Origin of the sequence: Specibacter sp. NPDC078692, assembly GCF_040686835.1 — a bacterium.
Taxonomy (GTDB): Bacteria; Actinomycetota; Actinomycetes; order Actinomycetales; family Micrococcaceae; genus Specibacter.
This window is the reverse complement of the sequence record NZ_JBFBLV010000001.1, coordinates 51,335-76,278: the sequence shown is the minus strand read 5'-3', so window position 1 is coordinate 76,278 and position 24,944 is coordinate 51,335. Positions and strand designations below refer to the sequence as shown.

Genomic DNA, 24,944 nt, shown 5'->3' with positions numbered 1-24,944 from the left:
GGATTAGCTCTCCTCCAGGATTGCGGGAACCTTGAAACGGCCGTCAGATGCGTCCGGGGCACCCGAGAGTGCTTCTTCAACGGTGAGCACGTGGCCCACAACGTCTTCGCGCATGACGTTGGTCAGCGGAATCGGGTGCGAGGTGGCGGGCACATCGGGCCCTGCAGCCTCGCTGACGCTCTTGACTGAATCCACAATTACTGCCAGCTCAGTGGCCATGCGGTCCAGTTCTTCGTCGCTCATCTCGATGTGAGCCAGTTGCGCCAAATGCGCTACATCGTCACGGTTGATCGCAGCCATGGATCTCCCCTACAAAAAAGAAAAAGTTGTCCAGACTAGCTTATCTCGCATGGCGCAGCGCAAATCCCGCCTGCTATGAGATGCCTGTCTCTGCTACGGGTTCAGGGTTGGCGCTTTTGGGAGGGTTCGGTCTTGGGGCTGCCATCCTTGGGGCGCCGGGCCCAGAGGCGGGAGCTGCGGGCGGAAAGTGCCAGCAGTACCAGAATGTCCAGCGGCAGACCCAGTGGATCTTCGGACAGAGAGATATTTTCGCCGTGCAAAAGCGTGAAGCCAGCCTGAATAACGAAACCAACGCTAAAAGCCAAAGTGGCAATTCTCGCCCAATTGCTGCCACGGAGAATCAACACTGCCAGCAGTCCGTAGATAAGGAAGGCAATGGCGGAGATTCCAATGACCACCATCAGTACTGCACTGATGGTTTGCTGATCCGCTGTGTTCAAGCTGGAGGCGGTGCTGGCCACAGCCGTGTTCCAGTCCTTGACCATCAAGCCAATAGTCACGATCCCCACCACCAAACGAAGGGCCATCAGCAGCACACCAAGCGTTGTGGGAATGGGGCGCCTGTTCGCCTGTGCCGCACGCCGGGCATCGGTGTCAGGCCCCAGCGGGTTGCCGTCGGGCGGGACGGTGAGGTGTCCGACGTCGACCATGGGCAGGTCCCCATCGGTGACAATGGTGTCCCCTCCCCCGTTACGAGAGTGATAGCCGCTGGAGAAATCCTTGATGACGCGCACCTCGATATCGGGGCCGCCCTCTTGGATCGAGCGCACAATGTGGTCACGTTCCCGGTCGGTATCAGGGGCAATTTTGTGCGTGATCTGCAAGGTGAAGATAGAGAAACCTACGGCCCGGTCAAAGGTGCCGGCCGCCATCCAATCGGCACGGTGCCCGCCGGGGAGCATCCAACCGTCGGGGCAACGCCAGAACCGGACATGGTGACGTTTGGCGGGATTGCCAGCCACTTCCTGCTGATAGGCCAAATCCTGCGGGTGGCCGAAGAGCAATAACGGGCTGACGGGAGCCTCGTCGTAACTTTGCTTCAGGAGAGTGGAGGTGATGATGCGCCAGCTCGAACGCAGGGTAACCGGATCCGCCCTGATCCAGCCGGCCCGAGTCATCGCCTCATGCAGTTGTGCCTCGCTGCCTACGACGGCCAGGTTGATCGGATCACCCAGGAGGCCATCGCTGGTCCGTGCCCGGCCAATGAAGTAGTCGGGCACATATATTTTGGTCAAAATACGGTGGAGCCGCGGCAACACCAAATACGCCAGCACCATCCAGAACAGGAACAAGAACGGGATCATGTACCAGCCACTGAAGAGGCCTTCGGATAACACCAAGTAGGCCAGCCAGAGTGCTGCGAATGCGCCAAAAATGAACGCCGCGTAGTCCACCATCGAGTTCAGGGATCGACGCCGGGACCGCCATGAAGTACCGGCCTCTTTGGGCTTCGAGGTGGCGGTCACTGCCGGAACCCCGTCAAGGCAGCTTTGTACACAACATGACACATATGGTCATCATACTGCTGGCTCTAAAGTGCCATCCGATACACCCTGAGCATCTTGCCGTTTTCGGGAATGGGCCAGTCCCGCTCCGGAGCGCGAGTAAAGCCCAACTTTTGGTACAGCGCGTGGGCAGTATGCCAATCATCGCCCGTGGTCAGGCTCACGGCGCGGATACCCTCGGTGTGGCGGGCGCGGTCCAGGATGTGCTCCACCATTGCCCGTCCGGCACCGCTTCGCTGCACGGCGGGGTCCACCACAAGGAGCCTGAATTCAAGCTCATCCGGCAGCGCAATGTCCGCCCACTCATCGCCATAAACGGCCAACGTCGCTGAGCCAATCACCACACCGTCCCGCTCCGCCACGATCATCGGAGCTGCGGCAGCCCGTTCCCCCACCCGCATGATCTTTTGCATGTACGGATACTCGGCGCTGTCGAAGTACCCGGCGCCGAGGTAGGCGTCAGCGGTGATGCGTGCGACGGCGTCGTAGTCTGCTTCGATGATGGGACGAACTGTGGTGCTCATGCGTAGGGCTTTCCGGTGGATACTTGGCGCAAGTCCGACTCCGGAACTTGCCTCCCTTAGTCTTTCGTACCTAGGTGCCTCGAGAGAAATTCGGCGGTGGTTGCCGCGGCAAAGCGGCACCTGGACCGGGGATCTCGAGCCAGCTGCGATTCCAAACTGCAGCTACTGCGAACTTCCCACCCCACCTGATTCCAAACTGCAGCTGACGCGACAAATTCTCCAATTCTGTCGCATCAGCTGCAGTATCAAGCCTCATCTGCGTCAATCCAGCGCGGTTCGGCCCAACCCAAGCCCCGGGCCGGGACCTCAAAGGCCGGTTCCACGCCTGAGATTCGGATCGCCGGAGGCAGCCTTAGCCCTGGCCCCCAGGCGGTGTCTTCCGGGATCAACACGGAAGCATCCAGTTCCGGTACAGGTGCGTCCGGGTCCGAGGGTGCTGTGCGCATCAGTTCCACCGCCGTCCGAGCCAGCGAGAGACGCGCACTGCGCACCGTCCCGTCGAGGCTATCCCGCCAAGCATTGATAGCGGCCGCCGCACACAAATATCCTGTGGCATGATCCAGCGCCTGGACTGGCAAAGGATGCGGCGTCTGCGAGCCAAAGTGCCCCATTCCGGCGTCAGCAATGCCACAGCTCATTTGCACGAGCGAATCAAAACCGCGCCGATGCACCCACGGTCCACTCCACCCATAAGCGTTCAGCCCCACATCAATCAGATGCGGGTATCGTCTGGCCAGCTCATCCGCCGACAAACCCAATTTATCCAGCGCATCGCCCCGGTAACCGTGAATGATAATATCGGCCCCAGCCAGCAACTCATGAAGCGCAGCCAGCCCACCCGGCGTTTTCAGATCCAGCCTGGCGCAGCGTTTTCCCACGGTCAGCTCCGGCTCAAGTACTGGTTCCTCCCACTCCGGCGGGTCAATCCGCAACACCTGCGCACCGTACGACGCCAGAAAACGCGTGGCAACAGGTCCGGCAATGATCCGGGTCAGATCCAGCACCCGAACGCCTGCCAACGGTCGCTGCGCATCCGCGGCTCGGACGTTTCCGCGCGCCGAGCCCCGTTCCCCCTGACGTGCCTCTCCCCACACGATCAGCGGTTCACTAGCAACAGCCTGGCCCTGCGGATGCGCCATCCACGCCGTGGGCGATCGCATGACAGCCGCGCAACCGTTCGCCGTAACTACTGCATTCTCCAGCGCCTCCCCTTGCCAAAGTTCGACGGCGGCACTCACCGTTGCACGGTCAGCACCAGGGCCCAGCCCCAGCACGTTGAGGGCGGCGGCTTTGTGGTGTGGGGCGTTGGTGTGGAGCCGAATCCAGCCGTCAGCGCAGCGATAATCACCAGCAATGGAGTCCCAAACGGGTGGCAGTTCCCAACCAGCGGGCGTGAACGACATGCCGAACCACAGCGAGGCCAGGTCCTGGTCCACGGATACTTCCGGAGGCGCAGCACCATAACGCTGGGCCAGATCAGCCACGGCCTGTCCAGCCTGGGCCATTGCGGCGACGGCAAAGCCGGTGACATCAAACGCCGCACGAAGCGCCCCCGTACCCGTAACCGCCCCCGGGATCTTCATGATGAAACCCTTCCGTCCATACACAGAAACCCGGCCGCGGCATCGAAACAGCAGCTCATGCGGTCAACCCCGACACCAGCGATTCCAAATTGCAGCTGATGCGATAAAAATGCCCGGATCATCGCCTGATCTGCAGTCTCAACCCGGAGAGCCGAAAATAATCGCATCAGCTGCTGTTTCGAATTACCAAAACCGCAAAGACTTACTCCACCGGGGCGAAGCCGCTTTTCAGTCCCGGGACGCAGGCACCGGTCCAGACTGAGAGGACCTCTTCGCGGGAAGGCAAACCGTTCACCGCAGGGCTGAGCTCGGCCCGGTGCACCCATGCTCCGGCTTCTTCGGCAATGAGTCCACCGGCAGCGAAGTCGTGCTCGAACAGGCCGTACTCCAAGTACGCATCTACCGACCCTTCGGCCACAGCGCACAACTCCAGAGCAGCTGATCCTAGCCGACGGAAATCGCCAAAGTGGTCCATCCGCCCGTCGAGTTCTGAGACTAGCCGACGCCGCACATCGGCGTCGTAAGTCAATGACGTCGACAGCAGGGTGCCGCCGCGGGGCTCCACGGGACCGTGAAGTTCGCGCAGAAGCTGTGCACCGTCTGCCCGTGTTTCATCCAGCCACGCGCCACCGCCCTGTGAGGCGAAGTAGATCCGACGCAACGCCGGAGCGTTAACCACCCCGGCCAGCCATGCGCCGTCGGGCCCCATGACGGCAACCGAGGTGCCGTAGTAAGCAATGTTCCGGATGAAGTTCATGGTGCCATCGAGCGGGTCGATGCTCCACCTGTACCCGGACGGCTCGGCCGGGAGCTCCGGTGCCAGCTCCTCACCCGTGATGACGTCGTGCGGGCGGGCTTCCTGAATGACGGCCCGGACCGCGTTTTCGGCTGCCACGTCAAAAGCCGTTACCCAGTCGGCGTCGGAGGATTTCTCCTGAGCTCCAAAGCCCGCCGGATCCCGCGCGGCAAGGACAGCGGCACCGGCGGCAGCCGCGCGCAGGGCCACTTCGAGAAGTTCGTCAACGGTCACGGCGGAGGGGGTCATGAGGTTCCTTTGTTAGTTGGTCTCGGTTGGGAGGTCAGCGGTCATCTCACCGGCAGGATCGGCTGCAGCCTCAGCGGCACCATCAGCCGGAAGCGGCCCCGATGCCAGCAACAGCAGGAACGCTTCCTCGTCCAACACGGGGACTCCCAGCGCCTCGGCCTTATCCAGCTTGGTACCGGCGGCCTCGCCAGCCACCACGTAGGAGGTGTTTTTAGAGACCGATCCGGCCGCCTTACCGCCTCGAGTGATGATGGCTTCCTTAGCCTCATCCCGGCTAAGCGTTGGCAGCGTTCCGGTCACAACAATGGTCAAGCCTTCCAATGTGCGCGGCACAGACTCATCCACGGCGTCGGCCATCAGGACACCGGAGGCAGCCCAGGCGTCAACGATTTCCTGGTGCCAATCCACAGCGAACCACTCGATCAGCGCCTCGGCAATAATGGCACCCACACCGTCAACATTGGCCAACTGCTCGCGCGCATCCGGAGCCGCCAACGCTTCCCGGATCGCTTCCATGGAGCCATACCGGGTAGCCAGCGCGCGCGACGCCGTAGGCCCAACATGCCTGATCGACAGCGCCACCAGCACACGCCACAACGGCGCCTTTTTGGCTTTTTCCAGCTCCTCGAATAGCTTTTCGGTGGTCTTGGTGGGCACCGAGGGCTTCTTTGCGGTGGCCTTCGTGTAGAAGTACGGCACCTGGGCAAAACGCCCGGTCCCCTCCCCCTTGGAGCGAATTTCACGCCAGACTACGACGCCGGACAGGTCCAGTTCCGCTATATCGAAGACGTACGCTTCACTCGTCAAGGGGCCGGGACCGGCCGGTGCAATAACCCCGCCGTTCTCCGCCGGGTCTGGCCCGGGGCCGGAAGTCAGCGCCATGGCGGCCTCATAGCCCAGCGCCTCAATGTCAAAGCCACCGCGCCCGGAAAGGTGCGCCACGCGCTCGGTCAACTGGATAGGACAGGACTGCGTGTTAGGGCAGCGGATGTCGATGTCGCCGTCCTTAGCCGGAGCAAGTTCGGTGCCGCAAGACGGGCAGTGTGTGGGCATCACGAACTCGCGCACGGGCGGATCTTGTGCCTCGCGCAGCGCCATCACAGGCCCAACGATCTCCGGAATCACGTCCCCGGCTTTGCGCAGCACCACGATATCGCCAATCATGACGCCCTTGGCCTTGACCACATCCTGGTTGTGCAAAGTGGCCCGCTCTACCGTGGATCCCGCAACCAACACCGGTTCCATGATGCCGAACGGAGTCACACGCCCGGTCCGCCCCACCTGGACCCGGATGTCGAGAAGTTTCGTGTGAACTTCCTCCGGCGGGTACTTGTAAGCAACCGACCACCGCGGCACACGCGAAGTATGGCCTAGCTCGCGCTGTGTGGCCAGGTCATCCACTTTAACCACAATGCCGTCAATTTCGTGGATCAGATCGTGCCGGTGCTCGCCGTAGTAGGCGATGAAGTCCATGACCGCATCCAGCGTATCGAGCACCTTGTAGTAGGGGCTGATGGGCATGCCCCACGATTTCAGCAGCTCATAGGTGTCGGACTGGGTAGCGGTGGATAGCCCCTCACGCGCACCGATCCCGTGCACAAACATGCTCAGCGGGCGTTTGGCCGTCTCCGCCGGGTCCTTCTGGCGCAGCGATCCAGCAGCCGAGTTCCGCGGATTCGCAAACGGAGCCTTCCCAGCTGCGACCATCTGTTCGTTCAGAATCGCGAAATCCTTCGAGGCAATGAAAACCTCGCCGCGAATCTCCACCTCAGAAGGAAAGTTATTGCCATGCAACTTCTGCGGAATGTCCTTGATGGTGGCCACATTGTGCGTGATGTCCTCACCCGTGGTGCCATCGCCGCGCGTTGCCGCCCGCACCAGTACACCGTCGCGGTACAACAAATTCACGGCCAACCCGTCAATCTTCAGCTCGGTCAGCCACTTCGGCGCCTGCCCGCCCTGCTTCTGAACCGAAGCGGCGGCACGCACCAGCCACGCCTCGAGCTCCGCAAGGGAGAAGACATCTTCCAGCGAGTACATCCTGGCTAAATGGTCGACGGCGGCAAACGCCACCGAGACATCCCCACCTACCAGCTGGGTTGGGGAATCGTTGGTCACCAATTCCGGGTGCAACGCCTCAAGCTTTTCCAGCTCGCTATACAAAAGATCGAACTCCGCGTCAGAAACCAGCGGTGCGTCATCGTTGTAATACGCCGCCCGATATTTCTGAATCTCATCCACCAAGACGCCGTAGCGCTCACGGTCTGCGTCGGTGGGAATGGGCTGATTTTCTACGTTCTCGCTGCTCACGCTTCTATCTTGCCCCACGAAGCCGCCCCAGCGCACCAATCAGCTCAAGCGGCCCTTAAATACCAGACCGACCCCCGCAATTGGGAGCCGGTCTGGGCCCACGCTCGCCAGGTTCCACATAAATCGCGTCAGCGATTTCTGTGGCCGGCGAGTGGGGACTAGCGTGAAGCTGCGATCTGTTCCATCTTCTGCTTGTTCACCAAGGTCTTGACCTGGGTCAGATCGTTGATGACGCTGTTGAGCTGCTTCTTGGACGTGGGCCACGTGGTGCCCTTGAAGCGGTTGGCGTCGGGGCCTTCCCACCGGACGGACTGTGCCTTGCCGTCAAGGGTGCTCATTGCAGAGGTGATCTGGTCGATGGCTGAAGCCAACTTCGAAACCAGTTCTGCCATGTCCTGGGGATCGCTACCTAGCATTGCCATGATGTTCATCCTTTACGAAAAGAAGAGACCCGGTGTTGGCTTGTCCAACTGGGCGACTATGAATAATCTAACAACTACATTTCTAGAGTGCGATGGGGACAACTACCCAAGCCCACCAAAGCACTCTGGTGCCCGCCCAAAAGTTACCGTTCGTGGTCCATGGTGGTGGCCACCTGCAATTGGAACGCCTTGCCCCGGCCCACGACGAAGCCGCGGCCCGGGATGAACTTATTGTTGTACAACCGGCCCAGGGACGTGTTCATCAAGGTGTCGCCCTCAATGTCGCTGGGGTTCAGCAGTAGCCCACGGCGGCCGGATTTGAACAGTCCGGCCAGATTCCAGGCGGCCGCCCATGTGGAGGTTTCGGCCTCGCCCACCACAAAGTAGTTCGCCTTGATGGCCGACTTGATCAGAGTGACCAGATCCATTTCGGCCTCGGAATCGGAAAACTCGGTGACGCCTTCAATGAAGAACGCCACCGGTGTGGTTTCGCTTTCCACTAGGTCGATGAAACGCTGTAGCTCCGGTTCCAACCCTGCCGCTGTCACAATCGCCTCATCCCATACCGGCAGGTTGGCGATCGCCGAACGACGTGAGCCGAAGTACACGCGGCGCGTCCCCGGCGTCGACCGTTTGAGAGCCTCAGCCAAGGTGACGAGGGCGGTGGTGCGCCCGGATGACGGCGGCCCGGTCAGCATGAGCGCGCCACTGGCTTGCAGCCCGGCCGGCTCCAGGTTGTAATCGTCCACACCGATGATGACGTTCCCGGAGGTGGCCGCCGGGAGGACGTTGAGGTCCAGGTTTTCCGGCAATGATTCGATCCGCGGCGCCTGTGGCACACCCTGACGGCGCATGGTCTCGCCCAGGCTGGCCACCTGACGCGCCTGCAGGGCCAGGTTGGGGGTCCCGCCGAAGATCGCCATCTGAATTTCGCCGCCGTCGATCATGCCACGGCCAGGAGGCGAGGCGGGGTCGAGGACGTCGCGCGGCAGGCCCAGGTTGGAATAGTCGTCCACCGTGGCCAGGCGGAACACCAGCAGGCGCTGCACCGAGGACGCCAACGACGCCGGCAGCGACTTCGGGCTGTCACCGGCAATGACAATGTGCACGCCCATGGGACGGCCGTCGGTGGCGATCTGCTGCAAGGTTTCGAACTGGTTCATGCCGACCCGGAACTCGTACAGTTCGCGGAAGGTGGCCAGCCCGTCCACCATGACAATGATGCGCGGCTCGTTGGGCTTATTGGCCAGGCGGCGGTATTCGGCGATGCTGCCAGCTTTCACGGCGGCAAATGTCTCGGCCCGCTCCTCGATGAGGCCGCGCACATAACGCAGCAACCGGCCCACACGCTCAGCGTCCTCGGCATTGATAATGCCACCTACGTGCGGGAGCGATTCGAGCATCGCCAACCCGTTGGAGGCCGCATCGATGCCGTAGACCTGCACGGGACCACCGCGCGGGGTGATGGCCGCGGCAATGGCAATGGTGCGCAGTGCCGCCGATTTACCGGAGCCACTGGCCCCCAGGATGGCCATATTGCCGTCACGATCGGGCTCAAAGAACACCGTGGGCTGCGCCTGATGCTCGGGATCATCCATGACACCCAACACCAGTTGCTCATCCGTACGCGGGTTGGGCAGTTTGGAGAAGTCGTAAATTTCCGGCAGTTCACTCAGCCACGGCTTACGGGGCGGTTTGACACCCAGTTCCACGGCGGCCAAGGAAATATTGGCCACCACTTTGGCGATGTCGTTGGGACCGGCCGACTCTTCCACGGGAGCCGCGGCAAGCTCCTGCTCCCACGCGGCACCGGCACCAAAGTCCATCTCCACAATGTCGATCCGGGGACGTTGCGGCGTACGTGTGGTCCAGCCCCCGGCATAACCGGTTTGGAAACCCTGAATCCGGCCAGGGCCGGTCTTGGCAGCGCCGCGCCCGGGAATGGATGGGCTGAAGTAGGCGGCGGTGGGCTCGCCCAAAATGTCCTGAGAGTCGTCCACATCGGCCATGCGCAAGGCGATGCGCATATTCGTGTTGGCGCGCAGGCTGTCCTTGATGACACCGGAGGGGCGCTGCGTGGCCAGGATCAGGTGCAAGCCTAGGGAGCGGCCACGGGCAGCCACATCCACCACGCCGTCAACGAACTCCGGCACTTCCTTGGCCAGTGCGGCGAACTCATCCACCACAATGATCAACGACGGCGGCGCCTCGGGATCCGCTTCACGCTCCATGGCGAGCAGGTCCTTGGCTTTCTTGCGGTTGAGCAGATGCTCGCGGTAATGCAGTTCGGCACGCAGCGAGGTCAGGGCCCGGCGCACCAAGTGCGGGGATAGGTCTGTCACCAAACCCACGGTGTGTGGCAGTTGCACACAGTCAGCAAAAGCCGCCCCACCCTTGTAATCAACAAAGAGGAAGGAGAGCCGATCAGGGCTGTAGGCGGCCGCCATGCCCAGCACCCAGGCCTGCAAGAACTCGGATTTTCCGGCACCGGTGGTGCCACCCACCAAGGCGTGCGGGCCTTCGGTCTTCAAGTCCAGGTACATCGGTTCCACACCCTTGGAACCGACCAGGGCACGCAAGGAGCCCTGGTACTTGCGGTTCTTCACGGCGCGGGAGGCAACAGAGTTGTTTTCCAACCAGCGATCGGCGATTCCGGCTGTGCTCTCCACGATGTCGTGGCCGGCGAGTGCCACATAGGACACGCTGCGGGGAAGATCGGAGTCGTCGTCGACCGGTTTGCCGGAGTCAACCACGGGGGCCATCATGCGAGCCAGCTGGGAGGCGAGCTCCACGCTGACGCTCTCGCAGCTCACGGGGTAGGTCAGCTGTCCCAGCCGGACCTGGCCGGTGGTGGCAGTTTCGGCCACATGGACAAAGTCGCGGCATGGAGCCGGCAGTGCTTCCACAGAACCGGCAACCCACAGAATGTGAATGCCGGCATCGGCGCCGTATTCGGTCAGACGGGTCAGCCGAGCCCGGTCCACCTTGACGTCATCTTCAATGATGACCAGCATGACGGGGGTGGCCGGCGGAGGGGTTTCGGCCTTACTCGGGTCCATGATGCCGCGGTGAGCGGCGGCGTGCGCGGCAAGGTTGATGCCGCGGTTGACCATGAGATCTTCCAGCGCGGCCAGCAATACACTTGCCGCCCCGCTGCCGGAGGCCAAATGATCTGAACCAAGAGGTGAATGGACGGAGTCCACATGAGGCAGCCACTGCAACCATTCCCAGCGTTGCTTGGAATCCCCTGAGGTCATGGCGGCCACGGCCAGTTCAGCCGGAGAGTGCAGTCCCACGGCCTGCAGCACCAAGGCGCGGGCCACATCGTCCACGACACCGCGCGGACCTGCCACGCCCACAGCGCCGCTATTGCGCAGCTGTGCCACGACGGGGACTGCGTCAATATCGGAGAATTCAGTCTTGAGCTCCTGAACTTCTTCCATGTATTCAGGGAGTGTGTCGTTGCTGTCGCCCACCTCGATGGGCGTGCGGGAAGGCTGCCGGCCAATGCCCAGACGCAGGGACAGAAACGCTTTGTGCTCGGGACGGTGCGTCCACATCATGGGGCCAAGTTTGTAAATCGCGTCAACGGTTTCCGCCGTCGACGGGCTTTCGGCGAGGCGGATGGCGCGTTCTCTTTGTTGCCGCGCGGTCATTTGGCGGCGGAACTCTTGGACGGCCCCACGGAACTGCTCAATGGATTCCCGGAGTTCACGTTTGGCGTTGAATTTCTGGTCCAGGTAGCTACCAACGATCATCATCGGCATCATCACTATGAAGATGATGCTAAACAGGTTCTGGGTGACCGCGAACATGACACCACCCATGAGTACGGGGGCGATCAGCATGACCACGGGGAAGCGTTCCTTGCGGGGCCGTTTGGGGCCAGCAGGAACGGTTTGTTTCTCCACCTTGAACTGTGGCACCACCCGCGGTGAGCGGTTGAATTCCACCAGCGGGCTGGTGGGGCCAGCCTGTGAGCCGCGACCCAAGCTGACCACTGAGATGGTGGTCTCCCCCAGCGTCACCTCATCGGAGGAACCCAGCATGGCCCGGGAGATCTGGATTCCTTCCATCATCAGCCCGTTGGCTGAGCCGGTGTCCACAATCTCGATCGTTTCACCGACCGTGATGCGGGCATGGCGTTTGGAGGTCATGGGGTCGCTGAGGCGTACGTCGGCGTCGAAGTCACGCCCCACATAGCTGGTGCCTTGTGGCAGCGCGAATTCCTTGCCCACATCCGGGCCAGCCATGACGCGCAGTGTGGCCGCTGCCGGTCCCCTGTCTTGGTTCGGCAGGGCAAAGGAATCACTGACCTGGGTGAGCGAGACCGTGGCACCCGGACGGAGCCCGGATTCCAGCAGGTTGCTCTCCGGTGGCAAGGTGCGCCCTTGGACCCCGCCCACCATGGACTCCTCCACTAAGAGGGAGAGATTCGGCGGCGCCTGGGCCCCCTTGCGTGAAGGATCCGACAGGAACAGCTCCGTGGCAATGTCCCCCACTGAGGCCAAACCATCCACCGTCACGGCCAGGTTGGTGTCGGCTTGCGGTTCACGCCGGAGTGTCAGTCGCAGCCTCATTCATCATCCATTCCGCGTTGGCTTTCCAGCAAGGGGAGATCATCGGGGGTGACCAGGTGGGAGGTAACAGCGTGTTCGACAAGCCGGGCGCGCCGGTTGGTGGCAAGCTTCCCGCCACCACCGCGCAGCCCCACCACTCCCACGCGGTCCAGTTTGTCGCACACGTTATCCAACTTGCGGTTGAAGCGGGTCAGTGCCCAGCCCAACCGTTTGGCAGCCTGAGCCGATGACGGGATGGAACTAAAACCGGTTCCGCCGCGGCGCAGCATGGGCTCAGCCAACGCCACAATGAGGGCCTTCTGCGAGGGTGTGAAGACCACCGGACCAATGGTGGTGGACCCGGCGGAATCGTCTTCCCTGCTCTGCGTCATGAACGACGGAGACGCCAAATGGACCGAGAACTCGTACGTGGTAGGTCCGGCCGTAAAAATCACGTTCGTCTGCGCGAACACCAGTGGGATGCGCGCCCCGGGGGCCATCCACGCCTGCATGCCACCGGCAGCATCGGCGATCGTGGCGCTGAGCATGGTGCCTGCATTGGTGAGCCACCAGATGCCGTCATACTTGCTGACTTCTAAGAACTTCCGGTGCAGATACGGGTTGTCGTCAACCTCAATATCGCCTTCACGGCCAATGCTAAAGACGTCCTCGGGCGACGGTTCATACCATTCGCCACAAAAATCGATGGTTAGTTCAGCCATGACGGCAGCCCCCTAGTTGGTTCAAATTTCTCAGTGATCACTGCTAAAGCATTTCCGGATCTCTTCTGAGACCTGCCCGTTCTTGCGCAGCAGCTTTACGGCAACGCATGATGCGCCGTTGACGTCGTTGACCACAAAAACCTTATTGTCAGTAATTCTCTTGAATTCGCCTGCATCCACCACGCTGACGGCGGCCCACATGTACTGGTCACCCTCCTGCGGTTCCGGATTCTGCCACGTCCATTCGGCCCCGCCATTGATGGGTTTAGCGCTCAAGTCTGTCACCTGCGGGACGTCAGATCCCACCACCAACGCCGTGGGCGGCGAGGTGGAGGGTTCCGTCACCGTGCCGTTCTTTTCCGGTGCCCCGACATTGAGGAACACCAAAATTCCAATGACGACGCCGGCCACCAGTACCAGCCCGGAGATCAGCCCCAGCCACTTGCCTTTTTTCTTCGCCGGTTCCAGCGTGGGAACGTGAGCGTCTGCGGCAGGGGCCAGCACTTCGCTGCGCCCCACCGTCTGTTCCAGCATGTGCCGCTGGGCGAGCTGGCTCTGGGCAGCTTGGTTTTGCCCCTGGCTCTGGCTCTGATTCTGGTTCTGGCTCTGGGCCGGGCTGCGCACGGCCGTATCATTCCAGGACGTAGCCGAGGCGATGTTCGAGTAGCTTTTGCGGACGGTGGGACCACCGGTGGTGTCCTGTGATGGGACGGTCTGGCCATTGCGGGTCAGGCCAGTGCTGGACCCCGTTACGCCGGGGACAGTGTTAATGTGCGGCGGCGCCGTGAATGAGTTCCCTCCGGCCGGAGTTCCGGGACCTGTGGAGTGCTGACCCCCGGAGGTGTTCCGGGACGGAAACGTCGGGTTGCTGGTACTCGCATCTGGATCGATGGAGACGATGGAGCGCACCCGGGTGGCCTCTGAATAGTCATCAGAATTGCTGGGCCGACCGTCATGGACAACCACGTCTTCCTGCACCTCAAAGGGCGTCACGGAATAGTTCAAATCGGCCTGCACGCGCATGAGTGCCCGGGCAAAATCCTTGGCACTGCTGTAGCGCGAACTCGGGTGCTTGGCCATGGCCGTTGCCAAGACCATTTCCAAGGCTTCGGGAATGTCCGCCCGGCCCAATTTGGGCAATGGCATGGAGGCGATCCGGTCGCCGATGATGCGGTAGGAATTCTCCGCACCCGGAATGACAAACGGAGAGTGTCCGGCCAACAATGTATAAATAGTGGCGCCCAGAGCCCAGATATCGACCTTCACGCCGTCCGTTGCGGCCGAGCCAAATGACTCAGGTGGCGACCACGGCACAGACATGCCGCCGCCGTCGTCCTGCTGGGGATCGGTAGTTCCGGAGATGCCGAAGTCGGTCAGGGCCGGCCGATTGTAGTCGGTGACCAGAATGTTGGCCGGCTTGATATCCCTGTGCGCAATGCCCGCACGGTGGGCGGTTTCCACGGCGGAGGCCACCTGGATGCCAATTTCCATGGCCTTGTCAGCACTGAATCGGCCCTGCTTGAACTGTATGTCCAGGCTGGGGCGTGAGCAGTACTCCATGGCCAGGTAGGAGTGACCGGAATCAGTGATCTGGGCCTCGTAGATCGTGACGATGTACGGGTGCGCGGACAGCTCCGCCATGAGGTTCGCCTCGGACTCGAAGCGGGTCCTGGCACCAGCTGTCTTCAGGTCGGCGGTGAGGACCTTCACGGCGACCTTGCGCCGAGGACGTTCCTGTTCGTACAGGTACACCTCGGAAAAGCCGCCGGAGCCCAGACCGGAGATAAAGGTGTAGCCCGGGAGCTGCGGGGGCGCCGCGGCTGCTCGCCTATTGCTCACAGCAGGCCGTCAAAGAGGAGGGAGATACCGTCTCCCAGTTCGGCGATATCCCCATTGAGCAAGATGGCTTGCTCGCCCTGGCTCAGACGACGCGGAGCCTGGCCTTCGCGCACCAAGACAGTTCCGTTGGTGGCTTTCAGATCCACCAAGAGCACATCCCAGCCGTCAAGGCGCACTTCCACATGGGAGCGTGAAATATCGTCGTTGCCACTCTTGACCTGCACCAATCGGGGCATGGCGCCGCCCATGACACGGGACACCGAAGGCTGGCGGCCAATGATGAGTGAATGGTCCAGCTCCACCGACTCACCGCTGGAAATGTGCATAATGCCCAGTCGCGGACGGCCCACTTCACGGGGTTCGGAGTTGAGCAGGGCACCGCAAGCCGAGCACTGTGAACGGCTCGGCGGGTTGGCGTGACCGTGTAAGCACAGGCGCGCTAAAACCATGGGGCCGGTGGGCGGGCGTGATTCCAACGGAGCCGCGGCGGCTGGGGCCAGGTCTCGCTGAACATCGCCGCTCATGACGGTTTGGCCGTCATGGTCAGGGTCAAAGGGCTCCTCTGCTGCTGCCGGGGCACTCTGGCTCTGGGCTGCGGGAGCACCCCACGGCACCGAGTCAATCATGAGAGATTCCGTGCCGCCGAAGGCGTGAGGGGCGTTGCCCTGAGCCCCCTCTGAGGCAGAACCCTGCCAAAGGTTTTCAGATCCCGCATCGGCTGGCGTTTCCTCGGCAGGATCGCTTGCGTCACCGTCCGCTGAGTTACCGCCCGCTGAGTCAGTGCCTGTCATCGGCGGCAGTGAAGGCAGCGGGGGAACCACTGGATCGGCATGCACCGCTGCGATGGGCTGGCCATTTTCATCCAGTCGAATGGCCGCATCTTCCACGCTCCGGGCCACGGTGGGACCCCACAAGTGGTCGTAGGAAGTGGTGAAGGCCGCGTCATCGGCGGAAGAACCGGCCGGCGCATCCTGCCCGTCTGAGGCAGGGTTGCCCTGAGCGCTCTGTTCCTGTCCAGCCTCGGCTTCGCTGGCCTCTTCCATGCCGGCATCGGGCAACGCAGACTCGCTCTCAACCGAGTACTCCTGGCCTGGCTCCCTGGCGACATCTGATGCCGAGGATTCGCTACTACCGGCAGCAGATTCTTCCTCATGCAGATCGGGGCGAATGGTCAGATTGAGGTCGTTGATATCGTCCTCGCCGTTTGCCTGCACAGGCTCTAGCTGTGCGCTCCACTCGGCGTCGGCGGCCTCGGCTGCCATGGCGAAGCTGGCATAGGCATCCACTTCCGGCTCGGCGGGCTGTTCCGCGGACACAAAGGAATCTTCCTCGGCCAGTGATATGGCCTGTTCCTGCGCTACTGGCTGTTCAGCCAGATCTGCAGACTCGTGGGCAGCGGTAGGAGCTGAATCCTCAGGCTCGTTATCCAGCTCGGGCTCGACGGCGGGTACGGCCTCGGGTGCCGCATCCTCCACCTCCGGCAGGGCAGCGGGGGCAAAGGACGCTGCCCTGGTGTTACTGGTCATGGTGGCGTTGTGGTCAGCAGCCCAAGCAGTGGCGGGGGAATCGACGTCGTCCATTTCAGTGGAGGACGCACCAGCCAAAGGCACCGCAGCAGTGAACGTACCTGAAAGAACCAACCGCAGTGACTGCAACCGCACCACAGCTTCACCCATGGGAAGCTTCAACTCGGTGGCCCCGGAATCGGATTCGGCCAAGGTCAGTTCCAGCGCGTCCGGAAGCGTCAGGGAGCGCTCGCTCCAGGTGGTGACATCACGGCCGGAGACGAGCTCGACGGCGCCATTCTTCTGGGCGAGGAGCGTGATGTCCCCGCGCAGGATCGCGTGCAACTTATCGCGCTGGACCAGGATCGCGAAGCTGGGCAACCCGGTGAGACCGGTGCCGAAGGACTCGGTGACCTCATTCAAGACACCGTGGATGGTGGGATCCTCACCGAGGAATTCCCACAACCGGGTCACGATCTCCGGGTTGGTGTTGCTCTCCAGCACGATGACAGAGCCGGATCGCACAATTCCAAGCCATGAGCCTGTGCGGTACGTGCTGCTAACCATGATTCTCCTCGGTTGAAAGTGCTGCGGCATGGGCATGTGCTGCCATAGCCGGTACTGCGGGTGCGTGCGACGGTGGTTGCAGCCCTATGGCTGCCGTGATGATTGGGGTGCTCTGGTTTTCAGGCTGTCTGGTCCGTGTTTCCACAAACTCAGCCCGTGGTGCTTGCGAATCCGGTTCCCGGGTCTCAGTTTTAGGAGCGGATTCTTGCCCCGGATCGAGAACTGACACCGGAATGGATTCGAGAACTTCCTCCACCACCGGCATGCGCGGGAGTGTGTCCTCGGGAACGGTGTCTGCAGTCTTGGGGTTGTTCAGGGTTTCCTCGCCTGTGCTGCCCATGACATTGCTGGCATCCACCACGATGACAGTGACGTTATCCCGCCCGCCGGACCGCAGTGCCGCCTGAATGAGCGAGTCCACTGCATCCTGGGGATGACGCAGAGTGCTCAGCACGCGGTGAATCTGCTCATCGCCCAGCTCGCCTGAGAGACCATCGGAGCAAACCAAAATCCGGTCGCCTTCTTCCACCGGGACCAGCCAGAAGTCAGCTTCGGTGTCCGATCCGGTGCCAAGGGCGCGGGTCACCACATGCCGGCGCGGGTGAACCAGAGCCTCTTCGGCCGTAATCAAGCCACGATCGACCATTTCCTGAACTTCGGAATGATCCACACTGATCTGTGTAAAGACGCCTTGGCTCAGGCGGTAGGTCCGCGAGTCGCCCACATTGAACACCAGCCAATAGGGCACAGTGCGTTCCTCAACCAGAACCACTCCACTGACAGTGGTGCCCGCCCGAGCGTTGGTCAGCTCGCGAATCCGGGCATCGGCTTGGCGTAGCGCCTGTTGCAAGTCCGACGCCGTTGCCTCCCGGGAGCCTGCGCTCAGCAGCCGCTGGTTGCTGAGCACCTCGATGCACTCACGACTGGCGACCTCGCCAGCTTCATGCCCGCCCATGCCATCTGCGACGGTAAAAAGCGGATCGGCAGCTAGAAAGGAGTCCTCATTGAGTTCCCGGCGCAGTCCGCGGTCCGTGCCAAACCCGAAGCCCAAGCGGACCCCGGACTTAGCCTCGTTGTCGTGTCCATCCGAGGAACTCATGCCTTCTCCACCAAAAATGACCTGTCGCCGAAATGCACCCGTGATCCGGGTTCGACCAAGGCTGGTGAGCCACCCAGCAGCGGGATCTTGGCTCCGTTGGGGGCAGCGATGGCGCTGCCATTGGTGGAATTGCGGTCGGTGACCCAGAGGCCTTCGGCCGCAACACGGAGGTGGAGGTGGGTCTTGGACACTGATCGGGTGGAGTCCTGGACGGAGATCAGACGCGAAATCATCTCACCATCGTAACCGGCAGGATTACGGCCAACGAGTGCTGTGGTAGCCAGGTCCTCTGTGCGTCCGTCATCAAAGCTCAGACGGAGTGCGGTCCTGAGAGCCTGCGGGCGGGCGCGGGTCTCCCCCGCCTCGTCATCGGCCGACGCCTGCTGGGCGTGTGGGGCCTGCTGGGCGTGTGGGGCCTGCTGGGCCTGCACAAAGTTCTGTTGCTGCGATCCCGGATCTTGCTGGAACTGCTGGTTGTTCTGCGAGGCAACCGGCGGTCGGGTGATTCCTGGGACATTGGTGATGGGACCTGTGGCCACCGGAAAATCCGAGGCAGGCACCGAGGCAGGAGGTGCAAAGGGATTGCTCTGCTGGTTCTGCTGATGCTGCTGGAACTGCGGGTTCTGTTGATTCTGGAACTGCGGGTTCTGTTGTTGATTCTGGCCCTGGAACTGCTGCGGGTTCTGCTGCTGATTCGGCTGACCCTGCTGGTTCTGAAACTGCTGCTGGCCTTGGAATTGGATGGCAGGAGCTTGCTGATTCTGCTGGTTCTGGAATGCAATGGCAGGAGGCGCAAAGGGATCGGGCGCGGCCCCCTTCTTCTTGCGTCGTCCACCCTTAGCTGCCGGCGCGGGGGCGGCAGGTGCGGAGGCAGCCTCTGCTCCCGGGAACGATCCAGTGAAGGCGACGGGCGGGCGTTGTGTCCAGCCCTGCTGTGAATCGTGGTCTGCACCTTGTCCTGCAGCAGCAGGCTTGGCCATGGTGCGGACCAGCGGCGAATGCACCGGCGAAATGGTGGCTACCTCGGCAGGGGTGAACTTTTCATGTTCGGCAATGCCACCGGTTTCCAACGGGTTGCGACCATTTTTGACGTTGAAGACCAGGGTATGGGCCACCTTGTCGTGCCAACCCTGCCGCTTGTCATTCTTGTCCCACGTGTTCGATACCAGCATCAAGATGGGCCCCACCGTGGGCACCACACCGCTGAGGCTGACCATCAAGGAACGCAAGAATATGGCCAGAATCCCTGCCGGGTGTCCTTCCATGTTGGTGGTGCGAATTCCCAGCATGAGGTTGCCCAGGGTCTTGCCCGCCTTGGCTTCCCACAGCCACTGCCACACCACATAGGCCAGCGACAGCAGCGATGCCACACCCAGCAGGACCAGCAACCATGTGAGATTCAGCTGGGTGCCACCCTCCACTGGCGTGGTGGAGACCAAAGCCGCCCCGATACCGCCTGCTGCGCCCATCAGGATTGCCGGCGGAACGCCGTCAACTATCTTGGCGGCCAGACGGCGGCCAGCACCGGCGTTGGACAGTGCCGTTGCGGCAGCCCCGCGCGGGTCTTCCCCCACCTGCACAGGCGGAAGCAAAGGCCCGCCCAGCGAGGAGTCGACATTGATGATGCCCGGCACGCTCTGCGCCTGCTGCTGTCCCTGATACTGCTGCGCGCCGTGGCCGCCGGGGCCGTTCATGCCAGGCCCGTTCATACCGTGCCCGCCGGAGAAGCCTGAATTGCCCAGGGGAACCGAAGATGGCGCCGGAGAGGCGGCCCGGTTGGACACCGTACCGCCGCAGGTCGTGCAAAAGGCCGCTCCTAGCGAAAGGGCCGCCCCACAGTTCTGGCAGGGATCCGCCATTTTTTGCGCCATTTCCTCAGTACCCTTCTTAGGACTTCTTCATAAACTTCGTCAGCTTGGAGCGCATGCCTGCTCCGCCTTGACCAGCGTCGGAATCGGCGGCCCTGAGGCCGCGTTCCTGTTCCTTATTCTGTGCTTCTGCTTTGCTCAGACCCTTGCGAAATGCTCGGCTTTGTGCCCGAGCCTTCGCATCGGCCAGCAATGAGCGTGGAGAGAACTTTGCCCGTTGCCGCTTCCAGAATCCTACCGACCCACTCATGCCTTGCACGGAATGATCCACATGTTGCCAGTATGTGGCGACTTCTTCCTCGCTGGGCTGGCCCGGCCCGAAGATGGCGTCATCGGCCCGTTCGGCCAACAACGCCGTAGTGCCCTGCGTTGCTGGGAAGGCACTGTAGAGCGAGACGGCTGTTTCACGGCGGGTGCCGCTGCTATTGATTCCAGCACCCAAATCAGTGGCCAAGCTCATGACCTCTTGCCAACCACCGCCGACCCTGTCCGTGGGTAGACCGGTGGTCAGGCGCTTCTTCCGACGCCGTGATTTCAGCACCACAATCAGGATCAGTGGCATGGCAATGACAAGGATCGGGATGGCAGCCACACCGATGATCAGCAAGATGGTGCCCCAAATTCCGGCGTCGTTGTCCTTCTTAGGATCGGTATCCAACGCATCCGGTGCACTGTCCGGAGGCAGATCGGCCGGCTCCTGCGGCGGGGGCGGGGGCTGGAGCACCTGCGGCTTGGGCTTGGAAGCGTTCTGCGGCTCCGGCGGGTTGGGCACATTGTCCTTATCCGGGGTCGGGTTGAAAGTGACCCAACCGAGCCCGGAGAAGTTAACCTCCACCCAGGCGTGGACGTCAGAGCCCTTGACCTTGATGCGCTCGGCTCCGTTACTGCTGTCCTTTTCATCAAGGTAGAAGCCCATGACCACGCGGGCGGGGATGCCCAGGTGACGTGCCATGAGCACCATGGCCGTGGCGTACTGTTCGTCGTCGCCCACCATCTCCTTGCCGCTGAGCAGCTTGGTGATGCGTGCGGCGCTGTGACCTGAGTTCGACGGCGTCTGCCCTTCGAGGCCGTTGCTGAACTTTCCCTCACGTTGCAGGGCTCCTTCGAGTGCCTGCACCTTCTTCAGCGGGGTGTCCGCTTCGCCAACTATCTCATTGGCCTTGGTACCCACCACCTGCGGCACGTTCTCGAGTTTGGCCAGCTTCAATCGGCCAAAGTCCGAGCCGGCCAGCTTATTGCCGTCGACCTGCGGGAACGCAACATCCATAGAGTACGAATCACCCTGACCCACGCCATCTAGCTTCAGCGCAGTGCCGGATTCCTTATTCAGGTACAGCGTGGGGGTGCCGCCCTGAGCACTCTGGTAATTGAGGCTGCCAGCCACGGCCACGTTGGGAATCCACACGCCCTGGTATCCATCAATGGCCAGTTCGACGGCGGTTCCGTCACCATCGGTGTTTTGGCTCAGCGCCTTCGGGTCACCAATCGGGGCAAAGGATGCGGAGCTATTTGGGTCGACGTTGAACACCACGCCGTCGTAGTTGTCCATCGCCGCAATACGAACGCGGCCATTCTTGGGCAGACCATCAACGGTGAACAGGACCGTGTCCTTCTGGTTCTTAACATAGTCGCGGAACTTGGTCAGCGGCGATGGCAGTGCATGCAGATCCGGCGGCGGAATGACGGTGTCGCGCAGAACTTCGCGATCATTGGATTGCGTCAGTGCCGGGGCTGCGGCCATCGTGACGGCGCTTGCCACCAGGATGACTCCGGCAGCCATGCCGATCCGGCGCAGCAACGCTGTGCGGGCACCGGCCTGATCCTGCACCTGCTGGTTGGCGGAAATGGATCCGGCCATTTCCCGGCGCAGCAGTTCGTGACGGTAAGCCAACCAGGCAATGCCACCGATGGTCAGCAGGGAGCCGCGCAGCACGGGGAGGAACACCTCAGCGGTGCCAAAGAGGATGGCGGTGACGAACAGGACCACCACTGGTAGCAGAGCCCAGTGCGCCTGACGCAGCCGCCATGCCAAAGTTCCGGCCACCACTGCCGCCACAAAGGCGGACAGGTAGGGAACCACCATGACGTCAACACTGGTACCAACCGGCGGTGCCAAGGTGAGCAGCTGCTTCCAGGACAGCATGATGCCCAGCAGCAGACCGCGCAATGAATCAAGACTGGGCAGGAACCCGAGGAAAGCCTCCTGAGGTGCGGCCAAGGCGCTGCCAAAGAGCATGTAGACCAAGAAGGCCACACCCACCATGGAGATCAGCCCCAGACGCCAATGGGCACCCAGCGCTGCAACACCCAGACCCAGCGCAATGGCACCGAAGCCTGCCACCAGGTACTGCGGGTCGTGGCCAAAGGTGGGGCCGAAACCCAGGATGGATATTCCCAGAACAATGGCCAGCACGGCACCGTCGATCAGGAAATGCCACCACAGCCGACCGCCGGCAAACGCCGACAACTGGTGCTGTGGAGCCGGCCGTGCAGCTGCACCCTGCCGTTGGCTCTGGGCCTGACGCTGGGCGCGGCGCCCGGCACGGGTACCGTCCTGCTCAGCGGAGGGATCTTGTTGCGGCGTTGCTGCCGCACTCCTGCGGGCGTTCACGCGACGGCCTTTCTCAAAACTGCTGCCAGATCACTGAGTTCACCCAGCGTCAGGACGGTCAGGTCGGCAATGTTTGCACGGGCGGGCTGGGCCCCTGTGAAGCAACGGATAGCGAAGGCCCGCACACCCGGCGGCACCGAGGCTGCTGCGCTACGTAATTGTGCCGGAGTCACTTTGGAGCCCACCACAAAGAACACCACGGAGGCGTTGGGTACCAAATCTGAGAGGGTCCGGGCTAGATCCACCGAGTTGCCCCGACGGTTGTAAGACTCCAATTTGGTCATCTCATCAAGCATGTTCCGGCCGGTTTCACAGCGGATGGGTCCGCGCTGGGTGATGATGCTCAGCTCACGGCTTTCCTGGATGGCTTGTCTGCCCAGCGATGCTGTCGCGGAGATCGCCAACTCGAAATCGTCGTCGTACTCGTATTCATCGGAGTTGATGGAGAGGGCCACGGCCATATGTGAACGGCGGGTTTCCTCGAACTGACGCACCATGAGCTTGCCTGTGCGGGCTGTGGTCTTCCAGTGGATGTGCCGACGATCGTCGCCCGGAACATAGTCACGAAGGGCGTGAAAAGCGATGTCGGAGCTGGACAAATCACGGGTGGTCAGGCCCTCAAGGTCGCGCAGGAACCCGGCAGCCGGACCGTCCAGGGCGGTGGTACGTGGGTGCACATACAGATCCGTGGGGTCTGTCCACAGCATTTGCCGGCGCAGCAGGTGCAGCGGATCGGCACTCACCGAGCGGACCGGACCCACCGTAATGACGGCTCGGCGCGTGGTAGGGATGGTGAAAAGATCCTCGTGGATCTCGTTGGGCTTCATCCGGGGCAGGTGGAACAGTGCCGTGGCCTGCCCAACGGGCAGTTCTAGGGCGGCCGGCAGGACACTGCGCGGGGAGGTGTTAGCCACGGCAATGCTGCCCACGGCGTTATCGCCCACGGCAACGCGGGTGCGTGCCAAATCCAGCTTGACCGCATACATGGCTTTGCCCAGCACAAACGCGATGGCAATCAGCATCAACAAGAGAGCCAGCAAGGCTGCCACCTTGGCCTCTTGCCAACCAAAACGGACACCGAGGATCCAGAAAACCACGGCAGCGCTCAGGACCATCCAGCCCAAAGCGCTGATGGTGGCCAGGGCCGGGGCGATCCAGCGCTTGGTCCAGCTTGCCACCTTGGACCACACGGGAGCCACGTAGATGGTGGCTACCTTTCCTATCTCACGGGTGAGCGAGGCAGGGTGTAGACGGGTGGGGGTTCCGCCGCGATGGAAGGGACGTGAGAGGACGTCCCTCACCTTCCCTACGCTGGATTTGATGCTCATGATTTACCTTCGGGTGACGGTGTTGTAGCTGACGCTGTTGTAGCTGACGCTGGGCCGCAGCCGGGCAGCGGGGCAGCCGGGCGGCGGCTTAGACTGAACTGCGCTGCTGCGGTGCGGCAACTTCGGCCATGACGCGGCTCAGCACGGCTTCTGCGGTGGCGCCAGCGAATTCAGCTTCCGGGTCCATGACAAAGCGGTGCGTCCACACGTAGGGAGCCAATTCCTTGATGTCGTCCGGCAGTACGTAGTTGCGGCCCTTTGCCGCGGCCCAAACCTTGGCAATGCGAACCATGGCGATGGCGCCACGTACCGAAACACCCAAGCGGGTTTCCGGGGCGTTGCGGGTTTCTTCACACAGGCGGGAAATGTACTCGAGTACGGCAGCGTCGGCATGTGTTGTGGCCGCCAGATCGGCCATCTCCGAAACAGCCTGCGGGGTGATGATGGCTTGCAGTGTGCTGGTGCGGTCGCGTTGGCTGGAGCCGGCGAGCAACTGCACCGTGGAGGCGTGGTCCGGGTACCCAATGCTGGTCTTGACCAAGAAGCGGTCCAACTGAGCCTCAGGGAGGCGGTACGTTCCGGCCTGCTCAATGGGGTTCTGGGTAGCCAACACCATGAAGGGGCGGCCGGTTTCATAGGTGGTGCCGTCCATGGTCACGCGGGATTCTTCCATGACCTCCAGCAACGCGGACTGCGTCTTCGGGGATGCACGGTTGATTTCATCAGCCAGCACAATGGTGGCGAAGATGGGGCCCTTGTGGAATTCAAAGGCTTGCGTCTTCTGGTCGTAAATCATGACACCGGTGACGTCCGAGGGCAGTAGGTCAGGGGTGAACTGGATACGGCTATTGGTGCCCTTCACCGTGGCCGACAACGCCCTGGCCAGCATGGTCTTGCCCGTGCCCGGAGCATCCTCAAACAACACGTGACCCTCGGCAAGCATGGCTGCCAGGGTCAGACTGATCACCTGTGACTTGCCCAAGATCGCCTGTCCAACGTTGGCCACCAACTTCTCAAATGTTCCTGCAAACCACGTGGCCTGTTCGGGCGTCATGGACATAGTTCATCCTCTTTCGATTGTTTATGTTCGTGCATCGTTTGCAGCAAAACCTGCATTAGTTTATCCACTAGTTGGTGTTACCAGCCATAAGGGGCAG

Annotated in this window: 16 protein-coding genes; all 16 read right to left on the bottom strand. The window is 61.9% G+C overall.

The annotated features are described in order from the left end of the window. Nucleotides 1–3: 3 nt before the first annotated feature. The gene (gene gatC, locus AB0O97_RS00275; protein WP_363878661.1) at nucleotides 4–300 is read right to left on the bottom strand and encodes an Asp-tRNA(Asn)/Glu-tRNA(Gln) amidotransferase subunit GatC; all 297 of its coding nucleotides are present in this window, start codon (nucleotides 298–300) and stop codon (nucleotides 4–6) included. A 101-nt stretch (nucleotides 301–401) separates the two neighbouring features. After that, nucleotides 402–1,766, bottom strand: coding sequence for an LssY C-terminal domain-containing protein (locus tag AB0O97_RS00270; protein WP_363878658.1), 1,365 nt, complete (start codon nucleotides 1,764–1,766; stop codon nucleotides 402–404). Nucleotides 1,767–1,831: 65 nt separating this feature from the next. After that, complete coding sequence (locus AB0O97_RS00265) at nucleotides 1,832–2,329, bottom strand: GNAT family N-acetyltransferase (RefSeq protein WP_363878655.1); 498 nt, start codon at nucleotides 2,327–2,329, stop codon at nucleotides 1,832–1,834. Between the two features lie 245 nt (nucleotides 2,330–2,574). Then, the gene (locus tag AB0O97_RS00260; protein WP_363878652.1) at nucleotides 2,575–3,912 is read right to left on the bottom strand and encodes a CoA transferase; all 1,338 of its coding nucleotides are present in this window, start codon (nucleotides 3,910–3,912) and stop codon (nucleotides 2,575–2,577) included. A 202-nt stretch (nucleotides 3,913–4,114) separates the two neighbouring features. Next, nucleotides 4,115–4,957, bottom strand: coding sequence for an inositol monophosphatase family protein (locus AB0O97_RS00255; protein ID WP_363878649.1), 843 nt, complete (start codon nucleotides 4,955–4,957; stop codon nucleotides 4,115–4,117). Nucleotides 4,958–4,969: 12 nt separating this feature from the next. Further along, complete coding sequence (ligA, locus tag AB0O97_RS00250; protein WP_363878646.1) at nucleotides 4,970–7,267, bottom strand: NAD-dependent DNA ligase LigA; 2,298 nt, start codon at nucleotides 7,265–7,267, stop codon at nucleotides 4,970–4,972. 158 nt (nucleotides 7,268–7,425) lie between these two features. Then, nucleotides 7,426–7,689 (bottom strand): hypothetical protein, encoded by a 264-nt coding sequence (locus AB0O97_RS00245; protein ID WP_363878643.1) that lies wholly within the window; start codon nucleotides 7,687–7,689, stop codon nucleotides 7,426–7,428. A gap of 143 nt (nucleotides 7,690–7,832) precedes the next feature. After that, nucleotides 7,833–12,269: an FtsK/SpoIIIE domain-containing protein gene (locus AB0O97_RS00240; RefSeq protein ID WP_363878640.1), complete on the bottom strand. Its 4,437-nt coding sequence runs from the start codon at nucleotides 12,267–12,269 to the stop codon at nucleotides 7,833–7,835. Beyond that, nucleotides 12,266–12,970, bottom strand: coding sequence for a hypothetical protein (locus AB0O97_RS00235; protein WP_363878637.1), 705 nt, complete (start codon nucleotides 12,968–12,970; stop codon nucleotides 12,266–12,268). The genes AB0O97_RS00240 and AB0O97_RS00235 overlap by 4 nt, the downstream gene beginning before the upstream one ends. A 30-nt stretch (nucleotides 12,971–13,000) precedes the next feature. Then, complete coding sequence (locus AB0O97_RS00230; RefSeq protein ID WP_363878634.1) at nucleotides 13,001–14,809, bottom strand: serine/threonine-protein kinase; 1,809 nt, start codon at nucleotides 14,807–14,809, stop codon at nucleotides 13,001–13,003. Continuing rightward, a complete protein-coding gene (locus tag AB0O97_RS00225; protein WP_363878631.1) occupies nucleotides 14,806–16,881 on the bottom strand; it encodes an FHA domain-containing protein in 2,076 nt (691 codons plus the stop codon). Before AB0O97_RS00225 ends, AB0O97_RS00230 begins: the two co-directional genes overlap by 4 nt. Further along, nucleotides 16,874–17,980 (bottom strand): PP2C family serine/threonine-protein phosphatase, encoded by a 1,107-nt coding sequence (locus AB0O97_RS00220; protein ID WP_363878628.1) that lies wholly within the window; start codon nucleotides 17,978–17,980, stop codon nucleotides 16,874–16,876. Before AB0O97_RS00220 ends, AB0O97_RS00225 begins: the two co-directional genes overlap by 8 nt. Then, nucleotides 17,977–19,674 carry an RDD family protein gene (locus tag AB0O97_RS00215; RefSeq protein WP_363878625.1) on the bottom strand — a complete coding sequence of 566 codons (1,698 nt, stop codon included), beginning with the start codon at nucleotides 19,672–19,674 and terminating at the stop codon, nucleotides 17,977–17,979. The genes AB0O97_RS00220 and AB0O97_RS00215 overlap by 4 nt, the downstream gene beginning before the upstream one ends. 193 nt (nucleotides 19,675–19,867) lie before the next feature. Then, nucleotides 19,868–22,459, bottom strand: a complete 2,592-nt coding sequence (locus AB0O97_RS00210; RefSeq protein ID WP_363878621.1) for a transglutaminaseTgpA domain-containing protein — start codon at nucleotides 22,457–22,459, stop codon at nucleotides 19,868–19,870. Continuing rightward, entirely contained in the window at nucleotides 22,456–23,787 is a 1,332-nt protein-coding gene (locus tag AB0O97_RS00205; protein ID WP_363878618.1) for a DUF58 domain-containing protein, read from the bottom strand. The genes AB0O97_RS00210 and AB0O97_RS00205 overlap by 4 nt, the downstream gene beginning before the upstream one ends. Before the next feature lie 88 nt (nucleotides 23,788–23,875). Beyond that, complete coding sequence (locus AB0O97_RS00200; RefSeq protein ID WP_363878615.1) at nucleotides 23,876–24,847, bottom strand: MoxR family ATPase; 972 nt, start codon at nucleotides 24,845–24,847, stop codon at nucleotides 23,876–23,878. Nucleotides 24,848–24,944: the final 97 nt, after the last annotated feature.

Coding starts and splice junctions, on each gene's coding strand:
- AB0O97_RS00240 (WP_363878640.1), bottom strand. CDS start 12,269: ATGAGGCTGCGACTGACACTCCGGCGTGAACCGCAAGCCGACACCAAC.
- AB0O97_RS00220 (WP_363878628.1), bottom strand. CDS start 17,980: ATGAGTTCCTCGGATGGACACGACAACGAGGCTAAGTCCGGGGTCCGC.
- AB0O97_RS00200 (WP_363878615.1), bottom strand. CDS start 24,847: ATGTCCATGACGCCCGAACAGGCCACGTGGTTTGCAGGAACATTTGAG.
- AB0O97_RS00265 (WP_363878655.1), bottom strand. CDS start 2,329: ATGAGCACCACAGTTCGTCCCATCATCGAAGCAGACTACGACGCCGTC.
- gatC (WP_363878661.1), bottom strand. CDS start 300: ATGGCTGCGATCAACCGTGACGATGTAGCGCATTTGGCGCAACTGGCT.
- AB0O97_RS00205 (WP_363878618.1), bottom strand. CDS start 23,787: ATGAGCATCAAATCCAGCGTAGGGAAGGTGAGGGACGTCCTCTCACGT.
- AB0O97_RS00260 (WP_363878652.1), bottom strand. CDS start 3,912: ATGAAGATCCCGGGGGCGGTTACGGGTACGGGGGCGCTTCGTGCGGCG.
- AB0O97_RS00255 (WP_363878649.1), bottom strand. CDS start 4,957: ATGACCCCCTCCGCCGTGACCGTTGACGAACTTCTCGAAGTGGCCCTG.
- AB0O97_RS00225 (WP_363878631.1), bottom strand. CDS start 16,881: ATGGTTAGCAGCACGTACCGCACAGGCTCATGGCTTGGAATTGTGCGA.
- AB0O97_RS00245 (WP_363878643.1), bottom strand. CDS start 7,689: ATGGCAATGCTAGGTAGCGATCCCCAGGACATGGCAGAACTGGTTTCG.
- AB0O97_RS00215 (WP_363878625.1), bottom strand. CDS start 19,674: ATGAACGGCCCCGGCGGCCACGGCGCGCAGCAGTATCAGGGACAGCAG.
- AB0O97_RS00235 (WP_363878637.1), bottom strand. CDS start 12,970: ATGGCTGAACTAACCATCGATTTTTGTGGCGAATGGTATGAACCGTCG.